The organism is Novosphingobium sp. (genome assembly GCF_039595395.1).
Lineage (GTDB): Bacteria > Pseudomonadota > Alphaproteobacteria > Sphingomonadales > Sphingomonadaceae > Novosphingobium.
This window is the reverse complement of record NZ_JBCNLP010000006.1, coordinates 1,588,183-1,612,298: the sequence shown is the minus strand read 5'-3', so window position 1 is coordinate 1,612,298 and position 24,116 is coordinate 1,588,183. Positions and strand designations below refer to the sequence as shown.

Below are 24,116 nucleotides of genomic sequence, written 5' to 3'. Positions count from 1 at the left end.
CTGGATGGAAACAATGGCTCCGATTCGCCCGACCATCATCGACATTGCCCAGCACGCCGGAGTCTCGTTCAAAACCGTGTCGCGCGTGCTCAACAACCACCCCAAGGTGGGCGAAGAGTACCGGCGCAAGGTCGAGGCCTCGATGGAGGCGCTCAACTTCAAGCCGAACCGGGCCGCGCAATTGCTGCGCGGGGGCAAGAGCTTCGTGCTGGGCCTGCTGGTGACCTATGGGCAGTCGATCCAGCAGCTCGATGAAAGCAACCGCCTGGCCAGTTACACCACCGACGTGATGACCGGCATGATGCAGGCTTGCCAGGCCAAGAGCTATCATCTGGTGGTCGAGAACATCGACTCGTCCAATCCCGAGGCGGGGCTGGCCTGGCTGTCGAACTGCATGGACGATGTCAGCTTCGACGGATTGGTGCTGATGCCGCCGCTGTGCGATCTGCCGTGGATGCTCGATGCGCTGGAGGCGGCAGGGGTCAATTTCGCGCGGATGAATCCGGGCACCCAGCTTGGGCGCGGCATCTGCATGGTGATCGACAATTACAGCGCCGGGCGCCGGATCGGGGATCTGCTGCTGGGCCATGGTCATCGCCATATCGGTTATATCTCCGGCCCTCCGGCGCATCAGGCGCATACGCCGCGCGGGGCCGGGTTGCTCGATGCGGCGGCACAGATCCCGGCGACACAGGTCGATGTCGTGCCCGGCGATTTTACCCTGGCGACCGGTCTGGCGCGGGCGCGCGACCTGTTGACGCGCGATCCGCGCCCCACGGCGATCTTTGCCGCCAATGACGAAATGGCCGCAGGCGTGCTGGCGGCGGCGATGGAATTGGGGGTGGCGGTGCCTCGGGACCTGTCGATCGTCGGCTTTGGCGGCCTGCTGATTTCGCAGACGACATGGCCGCGCATCACCACCGTCCATCAGCCGACGATCAGTATGGCGCGCATGGCAGCCGATGCGCTGATCGCAGGTTTCGGCAAGCCCGTGAGCGAGATCGGCCGGGTGATCGAGATCGATTTCGAACTCAAGGAGCGGCAATCGGTGGCGGATATTCCGGCCTGATGTCTCCCTGCAGCGGCATCAAATCGTTCTAAAATAGCGCCATACTTGAAATTTTGCTGCTTCCTTGACGGTCTCGCGTATTTGAGACAAGGTTGTCTCGACTCGGAACGCATCCGTTGATGCGTGCTGGCGACAACAAGGGCCCAGGCGAAAAGCCGGGAACAGGAGGGGGATTATGCGGAAATTTCAGGGGCATCTGTGGCTGTGTGCGTCTCTTGGCGCGATACTGGCCGGCACGGCGGGGCAAGTGCAGGCGCAAGCTGCCGACAATGCCAATGGCGACATCATCGTTACCGCGCAGAAGCGCGAACAGAATCTGCAGGATGTGCCGGTCTCGGTCTCGGTGCTGTCCTCCGCAGCGCTGGCCAACAACCGTGTCGCGGGCATCGAGCAACTCGCTCAGATCGCCCCCTCGGTGAACTTCACCAACAGCGCCAACACGCGCGGGCAGGGCGTTTCGGTGCGCGGCATCGGCACGCTCAACTTTTCCGACGGTGTGGAGCCTTCGGTTTCGACGGTGATCGATGGTGTGGTGATCGGGCGCTCGGCGGCGTCCTTCTTCGATTTCAGCGACATCCAGCGTGTGGAAGTGCTGCGCGGGCCGCAGGGCACGCTGTTCGGCAAGAATGCCAGCGCGGGCGCGATCAACCTCGTCACCGAAAAGCCCAGCCTGAGCAGGAATGCGCTCGACGCCTCGATCGGCTATGGCTCCTACAATGATTTTCGGGTCAAGGCCTCGGTCTCGACGGTGCTGGCCAAGGATCATCTGGCCGCGCGCCTGTCGGGCTTTCGCACCACGGCGGATGGCGTCATCACCAATCTCTACAACGGGCAGAACCTCAACAACATCAACAGCTGGGGCCTGCGCGGCAAGCTGCTGTGGGATCTGGACGGTGACACGTCCTTCTATCTGATCGGCGACTATTCCAAGAACGACCGCCGCTGCTGCGTCTCGACGATCCGCTCGATCCTGCCCACCACCACCTATTACACCGGCCAGACCCGCGCGCAGTTGACGGCAGGCCTGCCGCTGGGCCCGGTCAACCGCTTCGTCAATCAGGATGGCGCGGCCTTCGGCAACCAGAGCGCGGGCGGCGTCTCGCTGGAGGGCAACACGAAGATCTTCGGTCAGACGCTGACCTCGATCACCGCCTGGCGCGCGTTCGACGATTACGACAACAACGACACCGATGGCGTGCAGGTGAACGTCTACAACATCAACAATGCCCGCCAGCACCAGAAGCAGTTCACCCAGGAACTGCGCCTGACCTCACCGGCGCGTCAGCGGCTGGAATATGTGCTGGGCCTGTTCTATTTCTGGCAGGATCTGGCCACCACCACGCAGACGGCGGGCACCGGCAATCAGGTGTTGGCGCCCGGCGCTTTTCTGGGCAGTCAGGTCGATCGTGACATCAAGAACAACAATGGCGCCGCCTTTGGCCAATTGACCTTCCATGCCACGCCTGCCTTCTCGCTGATCGGCGGCTTCCGCCTGACCACCGAAAGTGCCGATGCCAATTTCGCGCGCACCGTCATGACCGGGGCCAGCGGCGCTGCGCCCAACACGGGCGGCGCCTACACCACGCCCAAGCTGCATGTCGCCAACACCGATTTCAGCTACAAGGCGGGGGCCGAATACAAGATCTCGCCCGATGTGATGGCCTATCTGACCTATACGCGCGGCTATAAGGGCCCGGCGGTCAATCTGCTCAACAACCTCTCGGCCTCGGTGGTGAATTCCGGGCAGGCGATCCTCAAGCCCGAGATCGCGCGCAATCTGGAACTGGGCCTGCGCACCCAGATGTTCGACCGCAAGCTGACGCTGAACATCACCGGCTTCCACGAGACCTTCACCAACTTCCAGGCGCAGACCTTCAATGCGATCCTGAGCACCTTCACCCTGGCCAATGCGGGCAAGCTGACCACCAATGGCGCGGAGGTCGAGGCGATCCTGCATCCGGCCACCGGGCTCAACCTCTCGGCCAATGTTGCCTATACCGACACCAAGGTGCAGGGCTTTGTGATCGCCTGCTATCCCGGCCAGACCGTGGCGCTGGGCTGCAACAATGCGCAGCAGGACGTCAGCGGCTCGCCGCTGGCCAATGCGCCGAGATGGGCCTTCACCCTTTCGGGCGATTACGGGCATGATCTGGGCGCGAACCTGCGCGCCAAGGCCAGCCTGAGCTACACCTATCGCTCCTCGGTGTTCTTCAGCTATTCGGATCGCAACACGGTGCAGGGCGCCTATGGGTTGCTCAACGGATCGCTGGGGCTGGAAACCAAGGACAAGCGTTATCGCCTGACCATGTGGGCCAAGAACATCACCAACCAGCATTTCGCCACCAGCATCAGCACCGGCTTCCTCGACACCAATGCGAGTGGTGCCGGTTACACGCAACTGCTGACCACCGACGCTTTCCGCACGGTGGGCGTCGAGGCGGGTGTGCGCTTCTGACCCGTTCTACCCTGCCGGAAGGGGCATCCCCTCTCGCCCCTTCCGGCTTTTTTTCATGGATATGCCGCGATGAATCTGTCCCGCCGCCACTTCACCCGATCGCTTTTGGCGGCCACGGCGCTGGCCTGCCCGGTCGCTGCCCGTCTGGGCGCCGCTCCGGCGCAGCGGCCCAACATCATCACCATCGTGCTCGATGACATGGGCTATTCCGACATCGGCTGTTTCGGCGCGGAAATCCGCACGCCCGCCATCGACAGCCTCGCCAGAGGCGGCCTGCGCTTTGCCCATTTCGACACCAAGGCGGTCTGTGCCTCGACCCGCGCGGCGCTGCTGACGGGGCGTAACAGTCACACGGTCAACATGCCCGACGTGCCTGATCTGACCGGTGTGATGGGCAAGGACCCGATGGCGGCGCAGCTTTTCCGCATGCCCGCCAATGCGCAGACCATGGCGCAGGCGCTGAAACGCCACGGCTATGCCACATGGGCGGTGGGCAAATGGCATCTGATCCCCATGGCCGAACTGGGGCAGGGCACGCCGCGCGACCATTGGCCGCTGCAGCGCGGTTTCGACAGCTTCTATGGCTTCCCGCGCGGCTGGACCGACCAGTACCGGCCGGAGATCGTGCAGGGCAATGACTATGTGAAGCGCGACTTTGCCGAGGGTTACCACCTCTCGGTCGATCTGGCCGACCATGCCATCGATCTGATCGAGCATCACAAGGGCAAGGATCGGCCCTTCTACATGAACCTTGCTTTCGGCACGGCGCATGCCCCGCTGCAGGTGCCGCGCGACTTTTCCAAACCCTATGATGCGATCTACGCCAAGGGCTGGGACGCCATCCGCGAGGAACGCTTCGCCCGGATGAAAAGGATGGGCATCATCCCCCAGAACACGCTGCTGCCCCCCCGCGCCGAGCGTGACCGCGCCTGGTCCAGCCTGAGCGAGGACGAGAAGGCCGTCTTCGCGCGCTATATGGCGGTTTACGCCGGTTTTATCGAACATTGCGACCGCCAGATCGGCCGCGTGCTCGACGCGCTGCGCCAGAGCGGGCAGATGGACAACACGCTGATCGTGCTGCTGACCGACAATGGAGCCGCCTCCGAGGCCGGGCAGAAGGGCGAGTTCGACGGCCTCTACAAGCCCAACACGCTGACCCCGGCGCAACAGCGCGCCCGCATCGACGAGATCGGCACGGGCAAGACCCAGGCCGAATATCCGCGCCCATGGGCCTATGCGGGCACCACGCCGCTGCGGCGTTACAAGCTGTGGCCCTATTCGGGCGGCACGCGCACGCCGATGATCGTGCATTGGCCGGCGGCGCATGTGCCCGATGCGGGGGCGATCCGCCGCCAGTTCGTCGATGTGGTCGATATTGCCCCCACCCTGCTTGAGGCGGCAGGGACCAGCTTCGACGCCAGCGTCGATGGTGTGGCGCAGATCCCGGTGGCGGGGCGCTCTTTCCTGCCGGTGCTGCGCAATGCGCGGGCAGCGGGGCGCCAGACGCAATATTTCGAGCTGCGCGGCAACCGGGCGATCACCGATGGCCCATGGCGCGCGATTGCCATGCATGACTGCGGCAAACCCTATGCGCAGGACCGCTGGCAATTGTTCAATCTGGAGCAGGATTTCTCGGAGAACACCGATCTGGCCACCCGCTATCCGGCGCAGGTCGAGCGGCTGAAGGCCCTGTGGGACAGCGAATGGCAGCGCCATGTCGGCAAGCCGCTGCCTCAGCCGGTCGCCTTCACCTGCGGCCCACGCGACCTGTTCGACCGCGCGCCGGTCAGCATTCAGGGGGATTGATAATATGGCGACCAACGCGACTTCACTCTCGCGGCGGAGCCTGCTGGGCGGCGCGGCAGGGCTGGCCCTGATGGCCTCGACCGGGGGGCTGGCGGCCATCGCGCGGGCGGGGAAAAAGCCTAATTTCATCGTCATCCTCTGCGACGATCTGGGCTATGGCGATACCGGCCCTTTCGGCAACACGCGGGTCCGCACGCCCAATCTGGACCGCATGGCGCGCGAGGGCGCGGTGCTGAGCAGCTATTACGCGCCCGCCAATCTGTGCACCCCTTCGCGCGCCGGGCTGCTGACAGGCCGTTATCCGGTCCGCACCGGTCTCGCCCGCGCGGTAATCCAGGCTGCCGAAAAGCGGGGGCTTCCGCGTTCGGAAGTCACCATCGCGCAGGCGCTCAAGCCGGCGGGCTATGCCTCGGCGCTGTTCGGCAAATGGCATCTGGGCCACACCGGCGACTATTGGCCGCCGACGAATTACGGTTTCGACCGCTTTTACGGCATCCCCTACAGCCACGATATGGTGCCGCTGGCCATCTTCGATGCCAAGGCCGGTGTGGCCGAGGTGAAGCAGGAGCCGGTCGATTTCGCCTATCCCGGCGCGTTCAAGGTCAAGCCGGGCGTGGACGATGTGGCCAATTACACCTCCTCGCTGGAGGAAAAACTCTACGATCAGGCGGCGGGCTTTATCGAGGCCAACAAGGATCGCCCCTTCTATCTGGAACTGGCGCTGACCACGCCGCATCTGCCGGAAATCCCCTCGAAGGACTTCAAGGGCCGCAGCAAGGTCGGGCCCTATGGCGATACGGTCGAGGAGATCGATTCCATCGTCGGCAAGCTGCTCGACACGGTGCGGCGGCTGGGGCTGGAGCAGGACACGCTGGTGCTCTTCACCTCGGACAATGGGCCGTGGTACTGGGGCTCTGTCGGGCCGCTGCGCGACCGCAAGGGCGGCGCGGCCTATGATGGCGGCTATCGCGTGCCGATGATCGCCTGGCGTCCGGGCTGGATTCACGCGGGCGCGCATTATGATGCGCTCTGTTCGGGCATCGACCTGCTGCCGACCTTCTGCAAGCTGGCCGGGGTGGCGCCTCCCGCTGGGGTGACGCTGGACGGGATCGACATCACCGCCACCTTGCGGAACGGTACGGCGCTGGATCGCGAAGTTGTGTTGTTTCAGGGGCCTGAGGTGGTCGGCATCCGCACGCAAAAGTGGAAATACATCCGCCTCGCCCCCTATCCGCTCTTCGGTTATGATGAGCTGTACGATGTCCAGAACGATATCGGCGAGAGTTACAACCTTGCCGCCCTGCATCCCGATGTTCTCAAAGACATGCGCGAGCGTTTTGATCGCGCGAAGGCCACCTTCCAGCCGATGGTGAAGATGCAATCCTGACAGTCTTCACGGCGCCATGACATGGCGGGCTCTCCGTTGACCGGAAAGCCCGCCTGCATGAGTACCCTCGACTTAGCTGGTCTTGAGGTGCTTCAACGCCTCGAAGCCCAGACCGCTGATTAGCTGATCCTGAAAGGGCGCGATGGCGGCATTCGCCCCATCGGCGCCAAAGCCCAGACCCTTGACCACGCGGGCCGGGCGCTGCCCGGCGGGCGTGTCGATCAGCGAGACGATCTCGGCGGCGATATCATGCGGATCGGGGGCATCCGCGCTGGCGAACACATCCTGCACGATGGCTCCGACCCGCTCGGCCAGGGGCGCGACATCGCCATAGGCCGCCGCGCGAGCCCCATCGGAAGGCTGCTGGATCGAGGTGTAGAGCGCGGTGGGATAGGGCCCCGGCTGGATCAGCACGACATCGATCCCCAGTTGCGACAGCTCATAGCGATAGGTGTCGGTCAGCGCCTCGACGGCATGTTTGGTGGCACCATAAAGGCCGAAGAAGGGAATCGTGACCCGCCCGACAATCGAGCCGATGTTGATCACCAGACCCGACTTTTGCGCATGCATCGCGGGCAGCGCGGCGCGCAGCACACGCTGGACGCCAAAGACATTGACCTCGAACATGTCGCGCAACTGTTCGGGGGTGAAGGTCTCGGAGATGCCCCCCGCCGCCAGCCCGGCGTTGTTGACCAGCACGTCGAGCGTGCCTCCGGTCTCCTCAAGCAGTTCGGCAAAGGCCGCATCGACGCTGGCATTGTCGGTGACGTCCAGCTCCAGCGTATGGATGCCCTTGGCGCGCAAGGCTTCGGCGGCGGCGCGGTGGCGTCCGTTCATCTCGCGCATGGTGGCGAAAACGCGGTGGCCGGCGGCGGCCAGCGTGGTGACGATATCGGCGCCGAAGCCGTTCGAGGTTCCGGTGACGAGGATGGTTTTCGACATGATCATTCCTTTCGGGCGGGATGGAGATGGCGCAGCCCCTCCCTGCCGCAAAAGCGCGGGGAAACGGGGGGCAGCACAATGTGGAGGGGAGGGGCAGGCCGGATCAGCCTGTGGGGTTTGGGGGCAATCGGTTGGGCAGGGGTGGGATTGTTGCCTCCTTTCTCGGGCCTGCGTCTGTCGGGGTCAGGACAGGGCGGGGCGGCAGGAGAGGGCCAGCGCGCGGGCATCGCTGATCTGGCCGGGGGTGAAGTTCAGGGCGATCAGCCGCGCTTCTTCCCTGTCGGCCATCTCGTCCCTGCGATGCGCCACCGCCACGGCAAAGCAGCGCAGCGCTTCCAGACGTGGATCGGCCAGCGGATTGATCCGCTCGGAGCCGAGCAGCAGGTCGCGCAATGTCCGGCGAAAGCTGCTGTCGGCCACGCTGGAGATCGGATCGATCCGCGCCAGCAGCACCGCCTTGCGCTCGATCTCGCTGAGCAGGCATGGCGCAGGGGCGGGCAGGGTCGAGGGATGGGTAAAGCCGCTGGTCTCATGAACAGCAAGGTCGAGATAGGCCATGGGGTTGGTCCTTTACCGCAGGAAGGAGGCTGTGGTGGCGATGGCCTGCTGCTCCAGCGCCTTCATCGCCTCGATGTAGGGCGTGGCGCCATAGCTGATGCGCGCGACGCCCAGTTCCGCCAGACGGTCGGGGGAGCGCGCGCCCGCCATCATCATCACATTGACGGGCAGGGGAGAGCCTGCGCAGATCCGCGCGATCAGCACCTCGTCGATCAGGCCGGGCACGAAAAAGCCCGAAGCGCCCGCATTGGCATAAGCGCGTGCCCGCTCCAGCGCGGCATCGATCGACAGGGCTGGGTCGCCCGTCTGGCCAAGGAACAGGTCGGTGCGGGCATTGATGAAAAGCAGCGTACCATGCTTTTCGGCCGCGCGGCGCAAGGCGCCGATGCGGCGCGCCTGCTGATCGACGCTGTAGAGGCCCTGGCCCTGCACCACCCGATCCTCGAAATTGATGCCGATGGCGCCCAGCGCCAGCAGGCGGGTGACGTTGCGGGCAAGCTCATCCTCGCCTTCGGCATAACCGCCCTCGAAATCGACAGAGACCGGAAGATCGACCGAAGCGGCGATGCGCCCCGCGACGTCCAGCAGGCGGTCGATCGGTAAATCTTCCCCGTCGCGATAGCCTTGCGCCGCCGCAACCGCCCAACTGCTGGTCGCGATGGCCTGAGCCCCCGCCCCGGCAAGCGCGCGGGCACTGCCGGCATCCCATACATTGTAGAGGCTGACCGGATGGCCGGGCTGGTGGAGTTGGGCGAAACGTGTGGCTTGCTCGCTCTGGGGCATCCGGGGTCTCCGTGGTGGGTTATCCTTGCCTATCGACCGATAGGTTGATGGTGATGTATGGCTGCTCTGCGAGTCTGTCAACGACTATCTACTGATAGGTTGAAAATTTCCATACGCCCCGATCACTCCCCGAAAACAGGCTGATGAATGTATATTGATCTATCAGTAGATCGGTGATACCAACGCGCCCATGAGCACCGCACCCAAAATCGACACGCGCGAAGCCATCATGTCCGCTGCCCGTCTGACGGTGCAGAGCGATGGCTACAACGCCCTGAGCTTTCGCGATCTGGCCACTGCCGTCGGCATCAAGAGCGCGAGCGTCCACCACCATTTCCCCACCAAGGGCGATCTGGCCGAGGCACTGGTCTGCCGCTTTTCCGACGATTTCAGCGCGCGGATGGCCCCGCTTGCCGAACAGTCGTTCGAGGAGGCGATCGCGGGCTATGTCGCCCTGTTCCGCGGCGCCTTCGATGGCGGCAACCGCATGTGCCTGGGCGGCATGATGTCCGCCGAGATCAGCGCTCTCCCCGAACCCGCCCGCAAGCGTCTGCAGGAGTTCGGGCAGGCGCACAGGAACTTCCTGCGCGTCGTGCTGGCCAAGAAGCACCGCCGCCTGTCGGCCGAAGCGCTGGATGCGCGCGCCATGGCGATCTACTCCGCCATGGAGGGCGCGCAGCTTGTGGCGCGCGGGCTGGGCGGCGACGTCAAGGCGTTTGACGCTGCGGTCGAGGTCTATCGCGCGACCGGCCTGCTCGACTGAGGGGCTGTCCTTTCGGGAACCGGAAGCGCCGGACGGCCCGTGTTCCCGGCAGGACGCTGCCCGCTTCCGAGTCAGATGAACGGAAGATAGGGCCCTTGATCGGCCTTGCGCATGACTATGCGCGAGAGTTCGGAATTTTCCTGTTGTTGACTCAATCAACATTGCGTATGTTGATTGAGTCAACAATGGATGCCCGAGATGATAACGCAACGCGAACAGGACATTGCCGCACTGCGGGCCTTCAACCGCACCTATACGCTGAAGCTGGGCCTGCTGCAGCCCAAGCTCGACAAGAGCCCATTCACCCTGAGCGAGGCGCGGGTCCTGTATGAGCTCGCGCAACGCACCGATCCGACCGCGGCCGAGATCGGGCGCGTGCTGCACCTCGATCGGGCTCAGCTCAGTCGCACGCTCAAGCGATTTACCGACGCCGGCCTGCTGGCCAGTCGGGACGATCCCGCCCATGGCCGACACCGCCTGCTGGCGCTGACCGAGGAGGGCCGGGCCACCTATCAGGCCCTTGAAGCCGCGACCTGCGAGGTGGTTGGCGGCCTTCTGGAGTCTTTGCCGGAGCCGCGCCGGAACCGGCTGCTGGCGGCAGCGTCCGATATCGTGGGTATTTTCGAGGCCGCGTCCCCGCCCTCCCCGTCGCTGCGGGGTTTGAGGCCGGGCGATCTGGGCATGGTCATTGCCCGGCAGGCGATCCTCTATGCCCGTGAATACGGCTATGACAGCGATTACGAGGCCCTCATCGCAGCCATTCTCGCCGAGTTCCATCAGCATTTCGACCCGGCGCGCGATGACGCCTGGATCGCGGAGTGTGACGGCGGCAGGCTTGCCGGCTCCATCTTCCTGGTGCGCGGCGACCAGCCCGGTGTGGGCAAGCTGCGTCTGCTTTATGTCGAGCCCGAGATGCGCGGCGTGGGCGTTGGCAAGCTGCTGGTCGACAGCTGTGTGAAGCGCGCGCGCGCGCTGGGTTACGAACGGCTCGAATTGTGGACGGACAGCCAGCTTGTTTCGGCGCGCAGGCTTTATGATCGAGCCGGCTTCTCCCGCATGGATGTCAGGCAGGAGCGTTTCTTCGGTCAGGACATCGGCAGTGAGACCTGGGCTCTGGACTTGTGAGGTCAACCCTCCGCGCGCGATCCACAACGCGCTTTGGTTGATGGCGTCCGCGCGGGTCTGGTCCGCTTCGGCAGACATGCCGGGGGTGTGGGGGCATGCCGATTTCGTCGACAAAGCGCCGCATGGGGCTTGATTGTGCAAGGGATCGGGATCAAAATTGGGGATGATAGATGACGTTTCCCCATCCCTGAGCAGGCCGCAAAGGCGGCTGCTTCGCCGTATCTACAACGGTCGCACCACCCCGATCATGGCGGACGGCAAGCCGTTCCTGACCTATAAAGCCGCAAAGCAATATCTGCTGGGACTAACCCCGGAAGAGCGCGACGCGGCCTATCTCGAGATGAAAGAACAGGGGCAATAGGCGTTTGAAACAATCAGGACGTTCGCGTTTTTGAGGCAATATCATCGAAACGCGGCTTCCTTGCCCTCCCGTCCATGTTTTGAAACCTCCGGTGCGGATTGTGCTTTGCGCCATCGCACCGGCGGTTCGTCTGGCCCCGTAACGGCCAGCGCCTTCCTCAGCGCTTGCGGACAAATTCCGCCCTCAGCACCAGGCCCTTGATCCCGTCGAACTTGCAGTCGATCTCCTGCGCGTCGCCTGTCAGGCGGATGGACTTGATCAGCGTGCCGCGCTTGAGCGTTTGCCCAGCGCCCTTCACATCCAGATCCTTGATGAGCGTCACCTGATCGCCATCCGCCAGCAGATTGCCGACAGCGTCGCGCACCTCGGGCCGGGATGCGGCATGGCGGCGCTCTGCCAGTTCGGCGGCGGGCATCCATTCACCGCTGTCCTCATCATACACATAGTCATCGTCGGTATCTGTCATGAGCCCATATCCTGCTGTGGTCTCACCGCTCCTCGCTTCTATCGGTGGCGCTGTCGACCGAATTCTGGAAGGCGTGCTCTCGGCTTCGTCCTCTGCCCGCCCTGCTTGATTATCATATAAATATGAGTAAGGCTGGCGACCATAGGCCGTGATGCGGCGCATAAAACGAGAGGGCGACGATGGACGTCAAGCGCCGTGTGTTTCTGGCGGGAGCCGCTGCCATCAGTTCCGGCCTGCGCATACCGGCTGCGCAGGCCGCCCCGGCCACAGCAGCTCCACCCGCCAATCGCGCCCCGCTTGCGCGGCAACCCTTTTATCCGCTTCCGGCCGGCACGATCCGTCCCGCCGGATGGCTCCGGCGCCAGTTGGAGATTCAGGCGACCGGCATGGGCGGACGCATCGACGAGATATGGCCGGATCTCGGGCCGGACAGCGGCTGGCTGGGCGGTTCCGGAGAAAGCTGGGAGCGGGGTCCCTATTTCCTCGATGGCCTGCTGCCGCTGGCATGGATGCTCGATGACGCGGCGCTCAAGGCCAAGGCGCAGAAATTCATCGACTGGACGCTCGACAATGCGGCGCCCGGCGGCATGTTCGGGCCGCGCTCCAACGATGATTGGTGGCCGCGCATGGTGATGCTCAAGGTGCTCACCCAATATCATGAACTGACCGGGGACCCGCGCGTGATCCCGGTCATGACCCGATATTTCCATCATCAGCTCGCCGAGATGCCGAAGCGGCCGTTGCGCGACTGGGGCCGGTTCCGCTGGCAGGATGAGGTGGCTTCGGTCCTCTGGCTTTACAACCGCACCGGCGATGCCGCGCTGCTGGACCTGGCCCACCTGCTCAAGGATCAGGGCTTTGACTGGCAGGCGCTGTTTGCCGGAGACTATCCCTATCGCGGCAAGGTGACCAAGGCGCAGATCGGCCTGGACCAGCCCGACAAGCCCGGCGAGGCGCCCAACGGGTTGAAGGAACCGGCGCTCTCGGTCCACGGCGTCAACAATGCGCAGGCGCTCAAGGCCTCACCGGTCTGGGCGATCCTGTCGGGCAAGGAGAGCGACCGGCAGGCGATCCATCGCCAACTGGCGGTGCTCGATCAGTATCATGGCCTGCCCATCGCGATGCCAGCGGCGGACGAGCATCTCGCCGGTCGCAGCCCCAGCCAGGGCGTCGAACTCTGCGCGATTGTCGAGGCGATGTATTCGCTGGAAATCGCGCTGGCCGTGACCGGCGATGCCGCGCTTGGCGACCGGATCGAGCGCATCGCCTACAACGCCTTGCAGGCGACCTTCACCGACGACATGTGGGCTCACCAATACGATCAGCAGCCCAACCAGATCCGCTGCACCCATGCCGAGGGCCCCTGGACCACCAATGGACCCGAAGCTAACATCTTCGGTCTGGAGCCGAATTTCGGCTGCTGCACCGCCAATTTCCATCAGGGCTGGCCCAAGCTGGTCGCCAGCCTGTGGATGGCGACGGCTGAGGGTGGCCTCGCCGCCACGCTCTATGGCCCCTGCGAGTTGAAAACCACGGTGGCGGGGGCTTCACTGCATCTGCGCGAAACCACCGAGTACCCGTTTCGCGACAGCGTGACGATCGAGATGACGCCGGATCGCCCGATACGCTTTCCGCTGAAATTGCGCATGCCCGGCTGGTCCGATGGCGCGAGCATCAGCATCAACGGCCAACAGATGGCGGGAGCGCAAGCTCACCAGGGGTTTGTGACGATCGATCGCGATTGGCACGCTGGAGACCGGATCACGATCCATTTCGCGGCCAAACCGCGCCGTGTTGCCACGCCGGATGGCAGCTTCGTCGAGCTTGGACCGCTGGTCTTTGCCCTGCCGATTGACGAGCAATGGCACAAGCTGCGCGATCATGGGCTGACCGCCGATTGGGAAATCCAGCCCAAGAGCGAATGGCGGTATGCGCTCGCCCCCGATGCCTGCTTCGAACTGGTCGACCGTCCGATCGGGCCGACGCCATTTTCCCGCAGCAACCCGCCTGTCGCCTTGGTGACGCGCGGCCAGCGTGTGGTGAACTGGCCGCAACAGGGCGCTGACGCTGCCCCGCCGCCAGAGGTTCCGCAGCTTGATCCGGCAACCACCACGCTGATTTTGCTGCCCTATGCCGCGCCCAAGCTGCGCATCACGGCCTTTCCACGGACCGGGCCAAGCTGAAGTGCCGGACTGAGGCGAGCGAAAGATCATGGGCCATCGCGGACAATAATCGATGGCGAAGCGCGGCGCGGCGCTCTACGCTTTGCGGCATGACCGACAGCCTTGTTGCCCCCGCCGTTCCCTCCGACCGTTCGCCGCTGATCGCGAGCATTGCCTGCTTCACCTTCTGGGGGCTGTTGCCGATCCTGTTCATCTGGGCGGACAGGCTGGGGGCCAGCGCGATGGAGATCGTGGCATGGCGGGTCATCTGGGCCTTGCCCTGGGCCATTGTTCTGGTGCTTGTGGCGGGGCAGGGCGGTCATTTGCGCCGTCTGCCGCGCCATACGCTGGCGGCGCTGTTGCTGTCTGCGGCGCTGATCGCGGTCAATTGGTCGATCTATGTCTGGGCGGTCTGCTCGGGCCGGACGATTTCCGCCAGCCTTGGCTATTATCTCAATCCCTTGCTGAACATGGCGGCAGGGGCGGTGCTGTTCAAGGAAAGGATCGACCGACCGGGGCGCATCGCCATCGCACTGGCCGCCGTTGGCGTGGCCTTGCAGGGCTGGGCGCTTGGCGAATTTCCATGGGTGTCGCTGGGGTTGGCTTTCAGCTTTTGCGGCTATGGCATCGTGCGCAAATCCGCCGTGGTGGAGGCGCAGACGGGGCTGCTGGTCGAATGCGCGATCCTGGTGATCCCGGCCGCCATCTATGCCTTCTGGCTGCATCACGCCGGTCATGGCGTGTTCGGAACGGCGCCGATGGTGTCGCTGGTGCTGGCTCTGGGTGGGCCCTCGACCGTCATCCCGCTGGCCCTGTTTGCCTTTGCGGCGCGGCGGATGCCGCTGACCGCCATCGGCTTTCTGCAATTTATTGCGCCCACGCTGCAGTTTATGGTCGGGGTGGAGACCGGCGAGGCGATGTCACCGCTGCGCGCTTTTTCCTTCCTCTTCATCTGGGCCGGCGTGTTGGTGTTCCTTGTCGGCGCCTGGCAAAAATTCCGGGCTCAGCGGCGGGCGTGAGCGGGCCGGGCATGGCTGGTGCGTCATGGTGCGGGTGTGACTGTCGAGGGGCCCACAGCCATCTGGCTGGTCTGGGGAATTGTCCAACGGATTGAGCCGGTGTGGACACCCGAGGTTGGCTTGCCCGTCGCATCCGTCGCGGGGCGGAAGGACCCGCGCATCATGCGCGCGCATGTCGCGGTATCCAGCGATGTCGATCCACTGGACTGCGTGACGTTGCAGGCTGTCGCATGGCCGGTGGGATCGATGGTCAGTTCATAGCCGACCACGCCTTGCTCGCCCATGCGCAAGGCGGCCGCAGGATAGTTCTCTGGCCCGCTCCGGCTGGCCGGGGTGGTAATCGGCATGGCGCGCTGGTTTGGCGGCGCGGGCGTTGCCGCGATCATGGCGTTACCCGGCGCGGTTGGCACAACCGGCTCGCTGGCGATGTGCGGCGTGGTGCCGGGAAGCGCCATAGCCGCAGGCGGGTTTGCCGGGGGAGGCGGTTGAATGAACACCTCACCCGTCGTGTAGGACACCCAGATCCTGCGCCGCCGCATGAAATCGCTGCCGAGCAGCATGTCGATATCCTCCGATTGCAAGCCGTCGGTGACGATCATGCCGCCGCCACGGAAGGTCTCCGGCCCGATCCGCACGGTGTCGAAGTGGTGAAGATGGCTTTTCATGGCCTTGCCGCTCACGCCATAGCGGGTGCCTGCCTTATCCGCTTCGAGCGCCTCTTGCGTCACGCCGGAGGCCAGCGCCGCTTCGCGTGATACCTGTGTGGCATCGGAGCCGGTGTCGAGCAGCGCGCGGACCACATGGCCATTGAGCGCAACCGGGATCACGAAGGCATTGCCGCGAATGCGATTGGCGTGAAACGACGCCATCCGGCCTTGCCAGGGCGGAACCAGGCGCGTGCAGCCATCCGCGGACCAGAGCGCCATGACACCCTTGGGGAAATCGAACTCCACGTCATAGTGCGACAGCATGTCCGCCCCGATGAGGCCAACGGGGCCGGCGCTGGCATCCATGGCCAGCATCTTCAGTCCGGGGGTCGGGACATCGGAAAAAGTCACACCGCCGAGTTTGAGGGAATGGACAAGAGCGGGATGCTGAACTTCGGTTTGGCCGCCGACACCGCTGACGACGATCGACCTGTCCACGTCATGCGCCAGCCCCAGTGACTCGATCGCGCTGAACAGCAGCCCCGAGCCCATGGCACCGGTATCGACCATCATTGTGGCCGGCCTTCCGTTGAGCAGGGCGGTCACCACATAATGGTTCTGCACCAGATCCATCGGCATCTCGGTCCGTTTGGTGAGGTGGCAGCCGGGATCGAGGCGAGGCGCGGTCGCGGCCATGGCGGGCGGCGGCGCTTGCGCGGCTGCGGTGTCTGGCTGAAGCGGCAGCAGCGCCACGAGAAGGGCTGCGAACCGTGGCGAAAACACCCTTTCTGGCGAACGGGATTGACGATCGGCAGTCAGCATTCGTCCTCTGGGATGATGAGGTGTGGAGCGGCCTGTTCTATCGGGTTTATATATGTTTTTTACCCTGCCGGGGCGGGTAGAAACGCTTAGAGGGGACGCTAGGGAAGGCCCTCCTGCCAGCGACCGACATCGCGTGCGCCTTGCCTGCAATGCTGCGCAGCCGGTGCCGGGGGCGGCACTTTTGCCTTGGCGACCATTGCGCGACGGCTCTACCATGGGCCATCCCGGCCAAGAAGGGCCGCCGCCCGATCCGGATCGACCAGACGCCATGCCAGAGACCATGAACGCCCACGCCGAGCCGGACATCGGCATTCCACAAGCCATCGACCCGGAAACCGCCTTCGAGGATTACAATCTGGAGCGTCCGCTCTCCGCCATGGTGATCACCCATGGCTGGGAAAAAGAGCCCCATGCCCATCGTCGCGGCCAGTTGCTGCTCTCGGTCAAGGGGCTGATCACCTGCGAGGTGGCCAGCGGCCTGTGGCTGGTGCCTTCGCAAAACGCCTTGTGGATCCCGCCGGGGAAGGTCCACGACATGCATTGTGTGGGCGATGTCGAGATCTATCTGGTCTTCATGGATGCCTCGCTGATCGGCGCCCTGCCTCAGCAATGCTGCACGCTGGCGATCTCGCCGCTGCTGCGCGAGCTGATCCGGGCGGTGTCCCATCTGCCGCCGCTCTATGATGAGGCCGGGCCGCCCGCGCCGCTGATCCAGACCATGCTCAACGAACTGGCCGCAGCGCCGGTGGAACGGCTGCACCTGCCGATGCCGGGGGATATGCGCCTGCGCAAGGTCGCCGATGCCTGGGCCGCCGATCCGGCGGATCGCGCCGGGCTCGGCACCTGGGCACAGCGCATCGGCATGAGCGAGCGCAGCCTGTCCCGCCTTGTGCTGGGCGAGACCGGCATGTCCTTCATCCGCTGGCGCCAGCAGTTCCAGATCATGCAGGCGCTGGAGCGGCTCGCGCGCGGGGTCAGCGTGCAGCATATCGCCTTCGATCTGGGGTACGAAAGTCCCAGCGCCTTTATCGCCATGTTCCGCAAGATCCTTGGCGCCTCGCCAAGCCGCTATCTGGCGCGCAGCGAGAAGTACCTGCCACGCACCGACATGCCCGCCTGATTTTGGCGAGATCGAACGATAATCTGTCCGAGTGCCGCGATCCGGGCGGTGATTGCGGGTCTAGAGAGTGCCGCATCGCACTCTCACGGACTCGCCCCTCATGCTGCCGGAAGCCCAGACCTGTTCCCTCGTTCATAACCGCTTCGGGCCGGGCGGCGGTGGCACGAGCCTTGCCGCCCTGCTGAAGCGCTGCCGCAGCTTTGCCCTGATCGTCACGCCATGCCTGATGCTGTCGATCAGCAGCTGCACCCTCGGCCCCGATAACCCCCCGCATGTGGCCCTGACGCCCCCCGCCGCAACCAGCGCTTCGGCTCAGGCCTTGCTGCAGGGCGGCGTGATCAGCGCGGCATGGTGGCAGACTTTCGGCGATCCCGTGCTCGACCAGCTTGAGCAACACGCGCTGACAGGCAACCTCGATCTGGCCGAGGCATCGGCCCGCATCGGCAGCGCGCGGGCCCAGTATCGCATCGCTGGCGCCGCAGGCCTGCCGCGCGTTCAGGCCGGGAGCTCCTATCAGCGAGAGAGGGCCAGCCCGAAGGGCATTCTGGCGCTGACCGGCGCGGGCAGCCCATCCTCTTCCGCCGCCGGAGGCACCGATCCCTTCGGCGCCACCACCCTGTCGCCCACCGACAAATCGAATGACTACGACCTGTTTCAGGCAGGCTTCGACGCCAGTTGGGAGCTGGACCTGTGGGGCAAGGCCCGCCGGATCCGCGAGGCCAGCCGCGCGCAGGCGCAGGAGGCGGTCTTCGCGCGCGATGCCGCGCGCATTTCGCTCAGCGCCGAGGTCGCGCGCACCTATATGCATCTGCGCGGGGCCGAGGCCCGGCTCGCCATTCTGCGCGACAATCGCCAGACCATTCTGGCCGGACAGCATATCGCCGAGCGCCGCTTGAGCAGCGGCGCGGCCACCCGCTTCGATGCGGCCACGGCGGGCACGCAACTGGCCGCGATCGATGCCCGCCTGCCCCTTGCCGAAAGGGAAGCCGCCGAGGCCCGCAACGCCCTGGCCCTGCTGGCCGGGCTGGAGCCGCATGGGCTCGATGCCCTGCTGGTGGCCCCCGCTGGGCCGGGCGAGACAACGCAGTCCGGCCTGCCCGCTGGCCTGTCCTCCGATCTCGCCCGCCAGCGTCCGGACATTCAGGCCGCCGAGGCGGCGCTCCATGCCGCCACCGCGCGGATCGGCGTGGCGCGGGCGGATTTCTATCCCTCCATCTCGCTGAGCGGCAGTTTCGGGCTGCAGTCGCTGGCCCTGTCCGATCTGCCCTTGTGGAATGCGCGGCAGTTCGTGGCCGGGCCGGTGCTGTCGCTGCCGATCTTTCAGGGCGGCCGCCTGACCGGGCGGCTGGAGCTCGCCAAGGCGGAGCAGCAGGTCGCCGCGTTGCGCTACCGCGCCACGGTGCTGCGCGCCTGGCATGAGATCGACGATGCGCTCGAAGCCTTGCGCACCGCTGACGCACGCCTCGCCGCGACCAACGCCGGGGTCGAGCAGAGCCGCATCGCCGCCCATGTCTCGGAGCGCCGCTATGGCGCGGGGGCGACAGGCTATGTCGCGGTGCTGGTCGCCCAGCAGGCCCGGCTCGACCGCGAGGCCGAATGGATCGAGGCGCGCACCGACCGCGCCGTGGCGCTGACCGCGCTCTACAAGGCTCTGGGCGGCGGCTGGACGCCGCCCTCGGCATGAGCGCGGCGGCATCCGCGATGGGGCCGGTGGCCGATGCCCGGCCGGTGCCCGCTCCGATGCCTGCGGCCCCGGTCTGGGGGCTGCGTCTGGGGACGGGGTTGTGCGGCATTCTGATCGCGGCGATGATGTCGGGCCTCAACGACCGGGTCACCGGGATCACCCTGACCGATATCGCCGGAGCGCGCGGGCTGGCGGGCGATGATGCCCATCTGCTCGGCACGATCTATGCGGCGACCCAATTGGCGGCGATGCCGGTTGCCTCTTGGTTTGCCGCCACCTTTTCGCTGCGGCGGTTTCATCTGGCGATCACCTCTGTCTTTCTGCTCTGCGCCCTGCTGCTGCCGCTGGCCCCGAGTTTCGGCTGGCTGCTGGTGCTGCGGGCTGTGCAGGGGCTGGCGGGCGGGGCGATGATCCCCTTGCTGATGGGCGCCGCGCTGCGCTTTCTGCCCCCGGCGATCAAGCTGCAGGGGCTGGGCTTCTATTCGCTGACCGCCACCTTTTCGCCCAATCTTGCCCTGTGGTTCGCCGCAAGCTGGCTGGACGGCTGGAGCGACTGGCGCCTGACCTATTGGCAGGTGCTGCCCATTGGCATGCTGGTGCTGGGCATGGTCTGGTGGGGCCTGCCGCAGGACCCGGTGCGCCCCGAACGCCTGAAGGAGGTGGATGCCCCCGGTCTGGCCACCGGTCCGCTCGGCCTGATGCTGCTGGCTTTCGTCGCCGAGGAGGGCGAGCGGCTCGACTGGTTCCATGCTCCGCTGATCTTGGGCGCGGCCATCGCCAGCGTAGCGCTGATTGCGGCTTTCGTGGTGAGCGAATGGCATCACCCGCAGCCTTTCATGAAGCTGCAGATGGTGGGGCGGCGCAATTTCGCGCTGGGCCTGCCGCTGTTCATGGGCATTCTGGTCGTGGTGATCGCCAGCGCCTTGCTGCCTGCCGCCCATCTGGCCGAGGTGCAGCGCTTCCGCCCGCTGCAGATCGCGCCGATCGGCCTGATCATCAGCCTGCCGCAGATCCTGCTGGCTCCGCTGGTGTCGGCGCTGTTGTATCGCCAATGGGTCGATGCGCGCCATGTCGTTGCCCTTGGGCTGGCGCTGATCGCCACCTCCTGCTGGCTGGGCATGCAGGTCACCGATGGCTGGATGGTGCATGAGTTCTGGCTGGCGCAGGCCTGCCAGATGGTCGGTCAGCCTCTGGCGGTGGTGCCCTTCCTCTACATTTCCGTCAGCACTCTGGCCTCGCCCGCCGAGGGCGCGCTCTATTCCGGCCTGATCAACACGCTCAAGACGCTGGCCAGCGTGCTGGGCGCCGCCATTGTCGAGCGCCTGCTGGTGACGGGCACCGCAAGCCATCTCACCACCATCGCCGACCGCGCGGGGCGCCTTGCCTTGCCCGGTCTCCCCGCCGCGGCGGAAACGCAGGCGGTCACCTTTGCCATCGCCGATGCCTATGGGCTGGCCGCGCTGCTGGCCGCCCTGCTGATCGTGCCGACCCTGCTGCTCAAACATGTTCCCCCGCCCCCTCCCGCCAAGACTGCCTAGGACCATCGCCATGCCGCTTCCCCTGCCCGCCAAAGTCGCTCTGGGTGGCCTGATCGCCACCGCCCTGATGGGCGCCACCTGGGCCGCGACCCATGAGGAAGGCGCCGCCGCCGACCAGACCACCGACGATGCCTATGTGCTGGCCGATGCCAGCACCGTTGCGCCGCGCATCGCCGGTCAGATCGCGCAGGTGCTGGTGACGGACAATCAGGCCGTGCGCAAAGGGCAGTTGCTGGCCGTGATCGATGACCGCGACTTCAAGGTCGCTCTGGCCTCCGCCCAAGCCGAGCTTCACGCCGCGCAGGCCAATGCCGAAAGCCTGCGCCACCAGCTTGCGCGGCAGAGCGATGTGATCGCGCAGGCCCATGCCACGACGCAGGTCGATGCCGCCGCCGTGATGCTCTCGCAGGCCAATGCCAGCCGTTATCGCGATCTGGCCAGCGACGGATCGGCCAGTCGGCAGGAGCAGCAGGAGGCCACCTCGCGCCTCGCCGCTGACGAGGCCGCCAGCCGCCGCGATTCCGCCAGCCATGGCGCGACCCGCGCCCAACTGCCGATCCTGCGCGCGCAGATCGAGGAAGCGCAGGCCGCCGTCGCCCGTGCGAGCGCGGCGGTCGATGCGGCCGCCCTGAACCTGTCCTACACGCAGATCCGCGCGCCGGTGGATGGGGTGGTCGGCCAGCGCACGCTGCGGGTTGGCAATTATGTCCAGTCGAGCACGTCGCTGATGGCGGTGGTGCCCGTGGCGCTCGCCTATATCGAGGCGCGCTATCGCGAGACCCAACTGGCGCGGATCCGCCCCGGACAGCGCGCCACTTTCCATCTGGACGCGGCGCCGGGCATCACCTTCACCGGCCATGTCGAAAGCATTGCTCCGGCTTCGGGCGCTTCCTTTGCGGGGATTGCTCCGGAAAATGCGACGGGCAATTTCACCAAGATCACGCAGCGGCTGGCCGTGCGCATCGCCATCGATCCGGCTCAGCCGGGGCTGGACCGGCTGCGCGTCGGCATGTCGGTGGTGCCCACGGTGAGAACGCAAGGCTGAGCGATCGATGGCCCGGATGGACGGGCGAGGATCATTCGCGATGCGACTTCCCGAGCGGCACGGCGAATTCCAGCCAGAACTTCTCGCCTTCGGGCCGGTTGCGCACGTCGAATTCCTTCTGATATTTGAAGAGAACCGCCAGACCCGGCCGGAAATCCCAGCGGATGCTCGGCCCCAGCGCCATCTGCTTGCCGCGGAAGCCGTCGGTGCCGACCTTCAGGCCGTTGACCTTGTCGTCGCTGAACTGGCGGAAGAAATCGCCGTTCAGCGCGAGCTGAAGCTGAGGCTGCTTGACCAGCGGGCGATAGCCGACCACGAAGTCGACATCGAAAGTGTTGCCGGATTTGTAGCCGGTGGCGTTGTTGCGGTTGAAGGCGAAGCCGGTCCAACTGTCCGCGCCGATCTCCCAGCGCTTGGTGGGCATCCAGGTGAAGCCCGCCTCGAGATCGCCGGACCAGTAGTTGAGGCCCGCATTGACCAGGCGATTGGCCCGATAGGAACCGGTGGGAGCCCAGACATTGGCGGCCACCATCACATGCAGGTTCTTCCTGTTGGTCCAGCGCAGCATGATCGGTGAGATATTGGTGTCGGCCAGTTGGAAGCGTTCGCCGTGTTCGGCCCCGACGCTCAGGCTGGTGTTGTAGAAATTGATCGCGCTGCCGCTGCTGATCGTCAGTCCGTTCAATTCGATGGGCCAGGTGTAGATAAAGCGGGTGGCCTGCACTTTCACATTGAGGTGAAAGTCGGGAAGCAGCTTGTTGCCATTGCCGTCGTTCATACGGTCGGCGTCGTAGATGACGTCGTAATTCTGGACGGTTGCGTTGCCGGGCTCGGGCATGATCGATTGAGAGGCGGTCAGCAGGCCGACGGGGTAATGCTGCGTGCCGTTCTCGGTGGCCTGCGCGGTGCTTGCCGAGAGTGCGGCGACGCAACATGCGAGGGCCGACAGGCGTGCCTTCAGGCTGGTGGTGGCCATGTATTGTCTCCCTTGAGGGCGCAGCTTATGATCCGGTACGATGTATTCGCCCGATCGTGCGCTTCTGTTTTTTGGATTCTTGAGGTCGTTGAGGAAGCGATCAGGCGCTATCGGATGAAAGCTTGCGGCTTCATCATCATCTCCCATGACATTGTTTGGATTTTGTGGATCATATACGGGCGGGATATCGCCCGCTTCCATGATCAGACTAGGATGAAGTTGCTCGGGCGGTCCAAAACTATAAAAGTATCACCGCGATACCCTGAGTGTATGCCGCCTTGTCCCAAGCGTCCCTTGGCCATCTTATGATGGGTCATACATCGATCAGGATCAGATGGTTATGACGATGCGCAAGCCGCCGCGCGACGAACATGTCGGGCTGGCGAGAGGCCGCTATATCAGGCCTGATCTCTCCGCCATCTCCGAGATCGTATCGGGCACAGGGTAGTCCCACCTGCCATAGGTCGTCGCGATCACCGCCGCCATGATCGCCAGCTCCGGCGAGATGTCGTTCACCCGATGGCTCATGATGACCGGAGACGAGAGCGCTTCGGCGATGGGCAGATAGCAGACATCGACAGTGCGCGACTGATGAACCGATTCAGGCACGATGCACACCCCCTCCTCGGCGGCCACCATGCCCACGGCGATCTGCAGTTCGCGCACCTCGTGAGCGATGGCCGGCTCCAGCCCGTTGTCGTGAAACAGCGAGAGCACCTGGTCGGCATAGCTGGGGCGCGGCGCGCGCGGATAGAGGATCTGCGGCTGGGTCGCGATGCGTGAGAGCGGGATGGGCGCCGTTTCCTGCGTGAAGGGATGGTCCATCGGCACTGCGACCACCAGCCTCTCGTTGCGCAGAATGGTGCGCCGCACGGCAGGGTCGTCGAAGCGGATGCGGCCGAAGCCGACGTCGATCAGACCCTCCTTCAGCGCCGTGATCTGCTCGATGCTGCCCATTTCGACCAGGCTGAGATTGACCTCGGGCGCGACCTTGCGAAACTCCCGGATCAGATCGGGCAGGCGGGCGTACATGGTGGAGGCGACGAAGCCGATCGCGAAGTTGCGTTGCTGAGTCGCGATGGCGCGGGTGATCATCGAGCGCATGTCCTCCACGCGACTCAAGACCTGATTGGCCTGATCGTAGAAGAGGCGCCCCGTCGGGGTGAGGCCAAGGGGACGGGCCTCGCGGTCGAACAGGCTGGTCCCCAGTTCGGCCTCAAGCTGCTGAATCTGGCGGCTGAGTGGGGGCTGGGCGATATGCAGGCGCTGCGCGGCGCGGGTGAAATTGCGCTCGTCGGCCACCATCTTGAAATACCGCAGTTGACGCAGATCCATCGGCAATACCTTTCAGGTATGGCATATAGACCTCAATGATCTTTGCCAAGACT

The 24,116-nt window shown here is 65.0% G+C and carries 20 protein-coding genes; 13 read left to right on the top strand and 7 right to left on the bottom strand.

What is annotated here, in order from left to right; genetic code table 11:
* Positions 1 to 13: 13 nt before the first annotated feature.
* The 4 genes from ABDW49_RS26680 to ABDW49_RS26665 all read left to right on the top strand — a co-directional run bounded on the left by ABDW49_RS26680 (position 14) and on the right by ABDW49_RS26665 (position 6,717).
* Positions 14 to 1,069, top strand: coding sequence for a LacI family DNA-binding transcriptional regulator (locus ABDW49_RS26680; protein WP_343616764.1), 1,056 nt, complete (start codon positions 14 to 16; stop codon positions 1,067 to 1,069).
* A gap of 175 nt (positions 1,070 to 1,244) precedes the next feature.
* Positions 1,245 to 3,524 carry a TonB-dependent receptor gene (locus ABDW49_RS26675; protein WP_343616762.1) on the top strand — a complete coding sequence of 760 codons (2,280 nt, stop codon included), beginning with the start codon at positions 1,245 to 1,247 and terminating at the stop codon, positions 3,522 to 3,524.
* A gap of 69 nt (positions 3,525 to 3,593) precedes the next feature.
* The gene (locus tag ABDW49_RS26670; RefSeq protein WP_343616760.1) at positions 3,594 to 5,330 is read left to right on the top strand and encodes an arylsulfatase; all 1,737 of its coding nucleotides are present in this window, start codon (positions 3,594 to 3,596) and stop codon (positions 5,328 to 5,330) included.
* A gap of 4 nt (positions 5,331 to 5,334) precedes the next feature.
* The gene (locus ABDW49_RS26665) at positions 5,335 to 6,717 is read left to right on the top strand and encodes a sulfatase-like hydrolase/transferase (RefSeq protein ID WP_343616758.1); all 1,383 of its coding nucleotides are present in this window, start codon (positions 5,335 to 5,337) and stop codon (positions 6,715 to 6,717) included.
* Positions 6,718 to 6,789: 72 nt separating this feature from the next.
* Here the strand turns inward: ABDW49_RS26665 and ABDW49_RS26660 are convergent, their stop codons facing one another.
* The 3 genes from ABDW49_RS26660 to ABDW49_RS26650 form a co-directional block, all read right to left on the bottom strand.
* Complete coding sequence (locus ABDW49_RS26660) at positions 6,790 to 7,659, bottom strand: SDR family oxidoreductase (protein WP_343616757.1); 870 nt, start codon at positions 7,657 to 7,659, stop codon at positions 6,790 to 6,792.
* 183 nt (positions 7,660 to 7,842) lie between these two features.
* Positions 7,843 to 8,217, bottom strand: coding sequence for a hypothetical protein (locus tag ABDW49_RS26655; RefSeq protein WP_343616755.1), 375 nt, complete (start codon positions 8,215 to 8,217; stop codon positions 7,843 to 7,845).
* Between the two features lie 12 nt (positions 8,218 to 8,229).
* Complete coding sequence (locus ABDW49_RS26650; protein WP_343616754.1) at positions 8,230 to 9,000, bottom strand: isocitrate lyase/phosphoenolpyruvate mutase family protein; 771 nt, start codon at positions 8,998 to 9,000, stop codon at positions 8,230 to 8,232.
* A gap of 190 nt (positions 9,001 to 9,190) precedes the next feature.
* Here ABDW49_RS26650 and ABDW49_RS26645 point away from each other — a divergent pair, with 190 nt between their 5' ends.
* The 3 genes from ABDW49_RS26645 (at position 9,191) to ABDW49_RS26635 (ending at position 11,249) form a co-directional block, all read left to right on the top strand.
* A complete protein-coding gene (locus ABDW49_RS26645; protein WP_343616752.1) occupies positions 9,191 to 9,763 on the top strand; it encodes a TetR/AcrR family transcriptional regulator in 573 nt (190 codons plus the stop codon).
* A gap of 198 nt (positions 9,764 to 9,961) precedes the next feature.
* The gene (locus tag ABDW49_RS26640) at positions 9,962 to 10,888 is read left to right on the top strand and encodes a bifunctional helix-turn-helix transcriptional regulator/GNAT family N-acetyltransferase (RefSeq protein WP_343616750.1); all 927 of its coding nucleotides are present in this window, start codon (positions 9,962 to 9,964) and stop codon (positions 10,886 to 10,888) included.
* Positions 10,889 to 11,051: 163 nt separating this feature from the next.
* Positions 11,052 to 11,249 (top strand): hypothetical protein, encoded by a 198-nt coding sequence (locus tag ABDW49_RS26635; RefSeq protein ID WP_343616748.1) that lies wholly within the window; start codon positions 11,052 to 11,054, stop codon positions 11,247 to 11,249.
* A gap of 157 nt (positions 11,250 to 11,406) precedes the next feature.
* On the opposite strand, the gene ABDW49_RS26630 is transcribed toward ABDW49_RS26635, so the two are convergent.
* The gene (locus ABDW49_RS26630; RefSeq protein WP_343616746.1) at positions 11,407 to 11,715 is read right to left on the bottom strand and encodes an alkylphosphonate utilization protein; all 309 of its coding nucleotides are present in this window, start codon (positions 11,713 to 11,715) and stop codon (positions 11,407 to 11,409) included.
* A gap of 179 nt (positions 11,716 to 11,894) precedes the next feature.
* Between ABDW49_RS26630 and ABDW49_RS26625 the strand changes: the two genes are divergently transcribed.
* Positions 11,895 to 13,898: a beta-L-arabinofuranosidase domain-containing protein gene (locus ABDW49_RS26625; RefSeq protein ID WP_343616744.1), complete on the top strand. Its 2,004-nt coding sequence runs from the start codon at positions 11,895 to 11,897 to the stop codon at positions 13,896 to 13,898.
* Positions 13,899 to 13,987: 89 nt separating this feature from the next.
* Complete coding sequence (gene rarD, locus ABDW49_RS26620; protein ID WP_343616743.1) at positions 13,988 to 14,896, top strand: EamA family transporter RarD; 909 nt, start codon at positions 13,988 to 13,990, stop codon at positions 14,894 to 14,896.
* A 23-nt stretch (positions 14,897 to 14,919) separates the two neighbouring features.
* On the opposite strand, the gene ABDW49_RS26615 is transcribed toward rarD, so the two are convergent.
* Positions 14,920 to 16,365 (bottom strand): TonB family protein, encoded by a 1,446-nt coding sequence (locus ABDW49_RS26615; protein WP_343616742.1) that lies wholly within the window; start codon positions 16,363 to 16,365, stop codon positions 14,920 to 14,922.
* A 268-nt stretch (positions 16,366 to 16,633) separates the two neighbouring features.
* On the opposite strand from ABDW49_RS26615, the gene ABDW49_RS26610 reads away from it, so the two are divergent.
* From ABDW49_RS26610 to ABDW49_RS26595, 4 genes are all read left to right on the top strand, one after another.
* The gene (locus tag ABDW49_RS26610) at positions 16,634 to 17,485 is read left to right on the top strand and encodes a helix-turn-helix transcriptional regulator (RefSeq protein WP_343616740.1); all 852 of its coding nucleotides are present in this window, start codon (positions 16,634 to 16,636) and stop codon (positions 17,483 to 17,485) included.
* A gap of 100 nt (positions 17,486 to 17,585) precedes the next feature.
* The gene (locus ABDW49_RS26605) at positions 17,586 to 19,169 is read left to right on the top strand and encodes an efflux transporter outer membrane subunit (RefSeq protein ID WP_343616738.1); all 1,584 of its coding nucleotides are present in this window, start codon (positions 17,586 to 17,588) and stop codon (positions 19,167 to 19,169) included.
* On the top strand, positions 19,166 to 20,707 hold the full coding sequence (locus tag ABDW49_RS26600; RefSeq protein ID WP_343616737.1) for an MFS transporter: 1,542 nt from the start codon (positions 19,166 to 19,168) through the stop codon (positions 20,705 to 20,707). Before ABDW49_RS26605 ends, ABDW49_RS26600 begins: the two co-directional genes overlap by 4 nt.
* Before the next feature lie 10 nt (positions 20,708 to 20,717).
* The gene (locus ABDW49_RS26595; RefSeq protein ID WP_343616735.1) at positions 20,718 to 21,752 is read left to right on the top strand and encodes an HlyD family secretion protein; all 1,035 of its coding nucleotides are present in this window, start codon (positions 20,718 to 20,720) and stop codon (positions 21,750 to 21,752) included.
* A 31-nt stretch (positions 21,753 to 21,783) separates the two neighbouring features.
* Here the strand turns inward: ABDW49_RS26595 and ABDW49_RS26590 are convergent, their stop codons facing one another.
* Together ABDW49_RS26590 and ABDW49_RS26585 are read right to left on the bottom strand one after the other, a co-directional pair.
* On the bottom strand, positions 21,784 to 22,728 hold the full coding sequence (locus ABDW49_RS26590) for a transporter (protein ID WP_343616733.1): 945 nt from the start codon (positions 22,726 to 22,728) through the stop codon (positions 21,784 to 21,786).
* 393 nt (positions 22,729 to 23,121) lie between these two features.
* Positions 23,122 to 24,063: a LysR family transcriptional regulator gene (locus tag ABDW49_RS26585; protein WP_343616731.1), complete on the bottom strand. Its 942-nt coding sequence runs from the start codon at positions 24,061 to 24,063 to the stop codon at positions 23,122 to 23,124.
* Positions 24,064 to 24,116 lie beyond the last annotated feature (53 nt).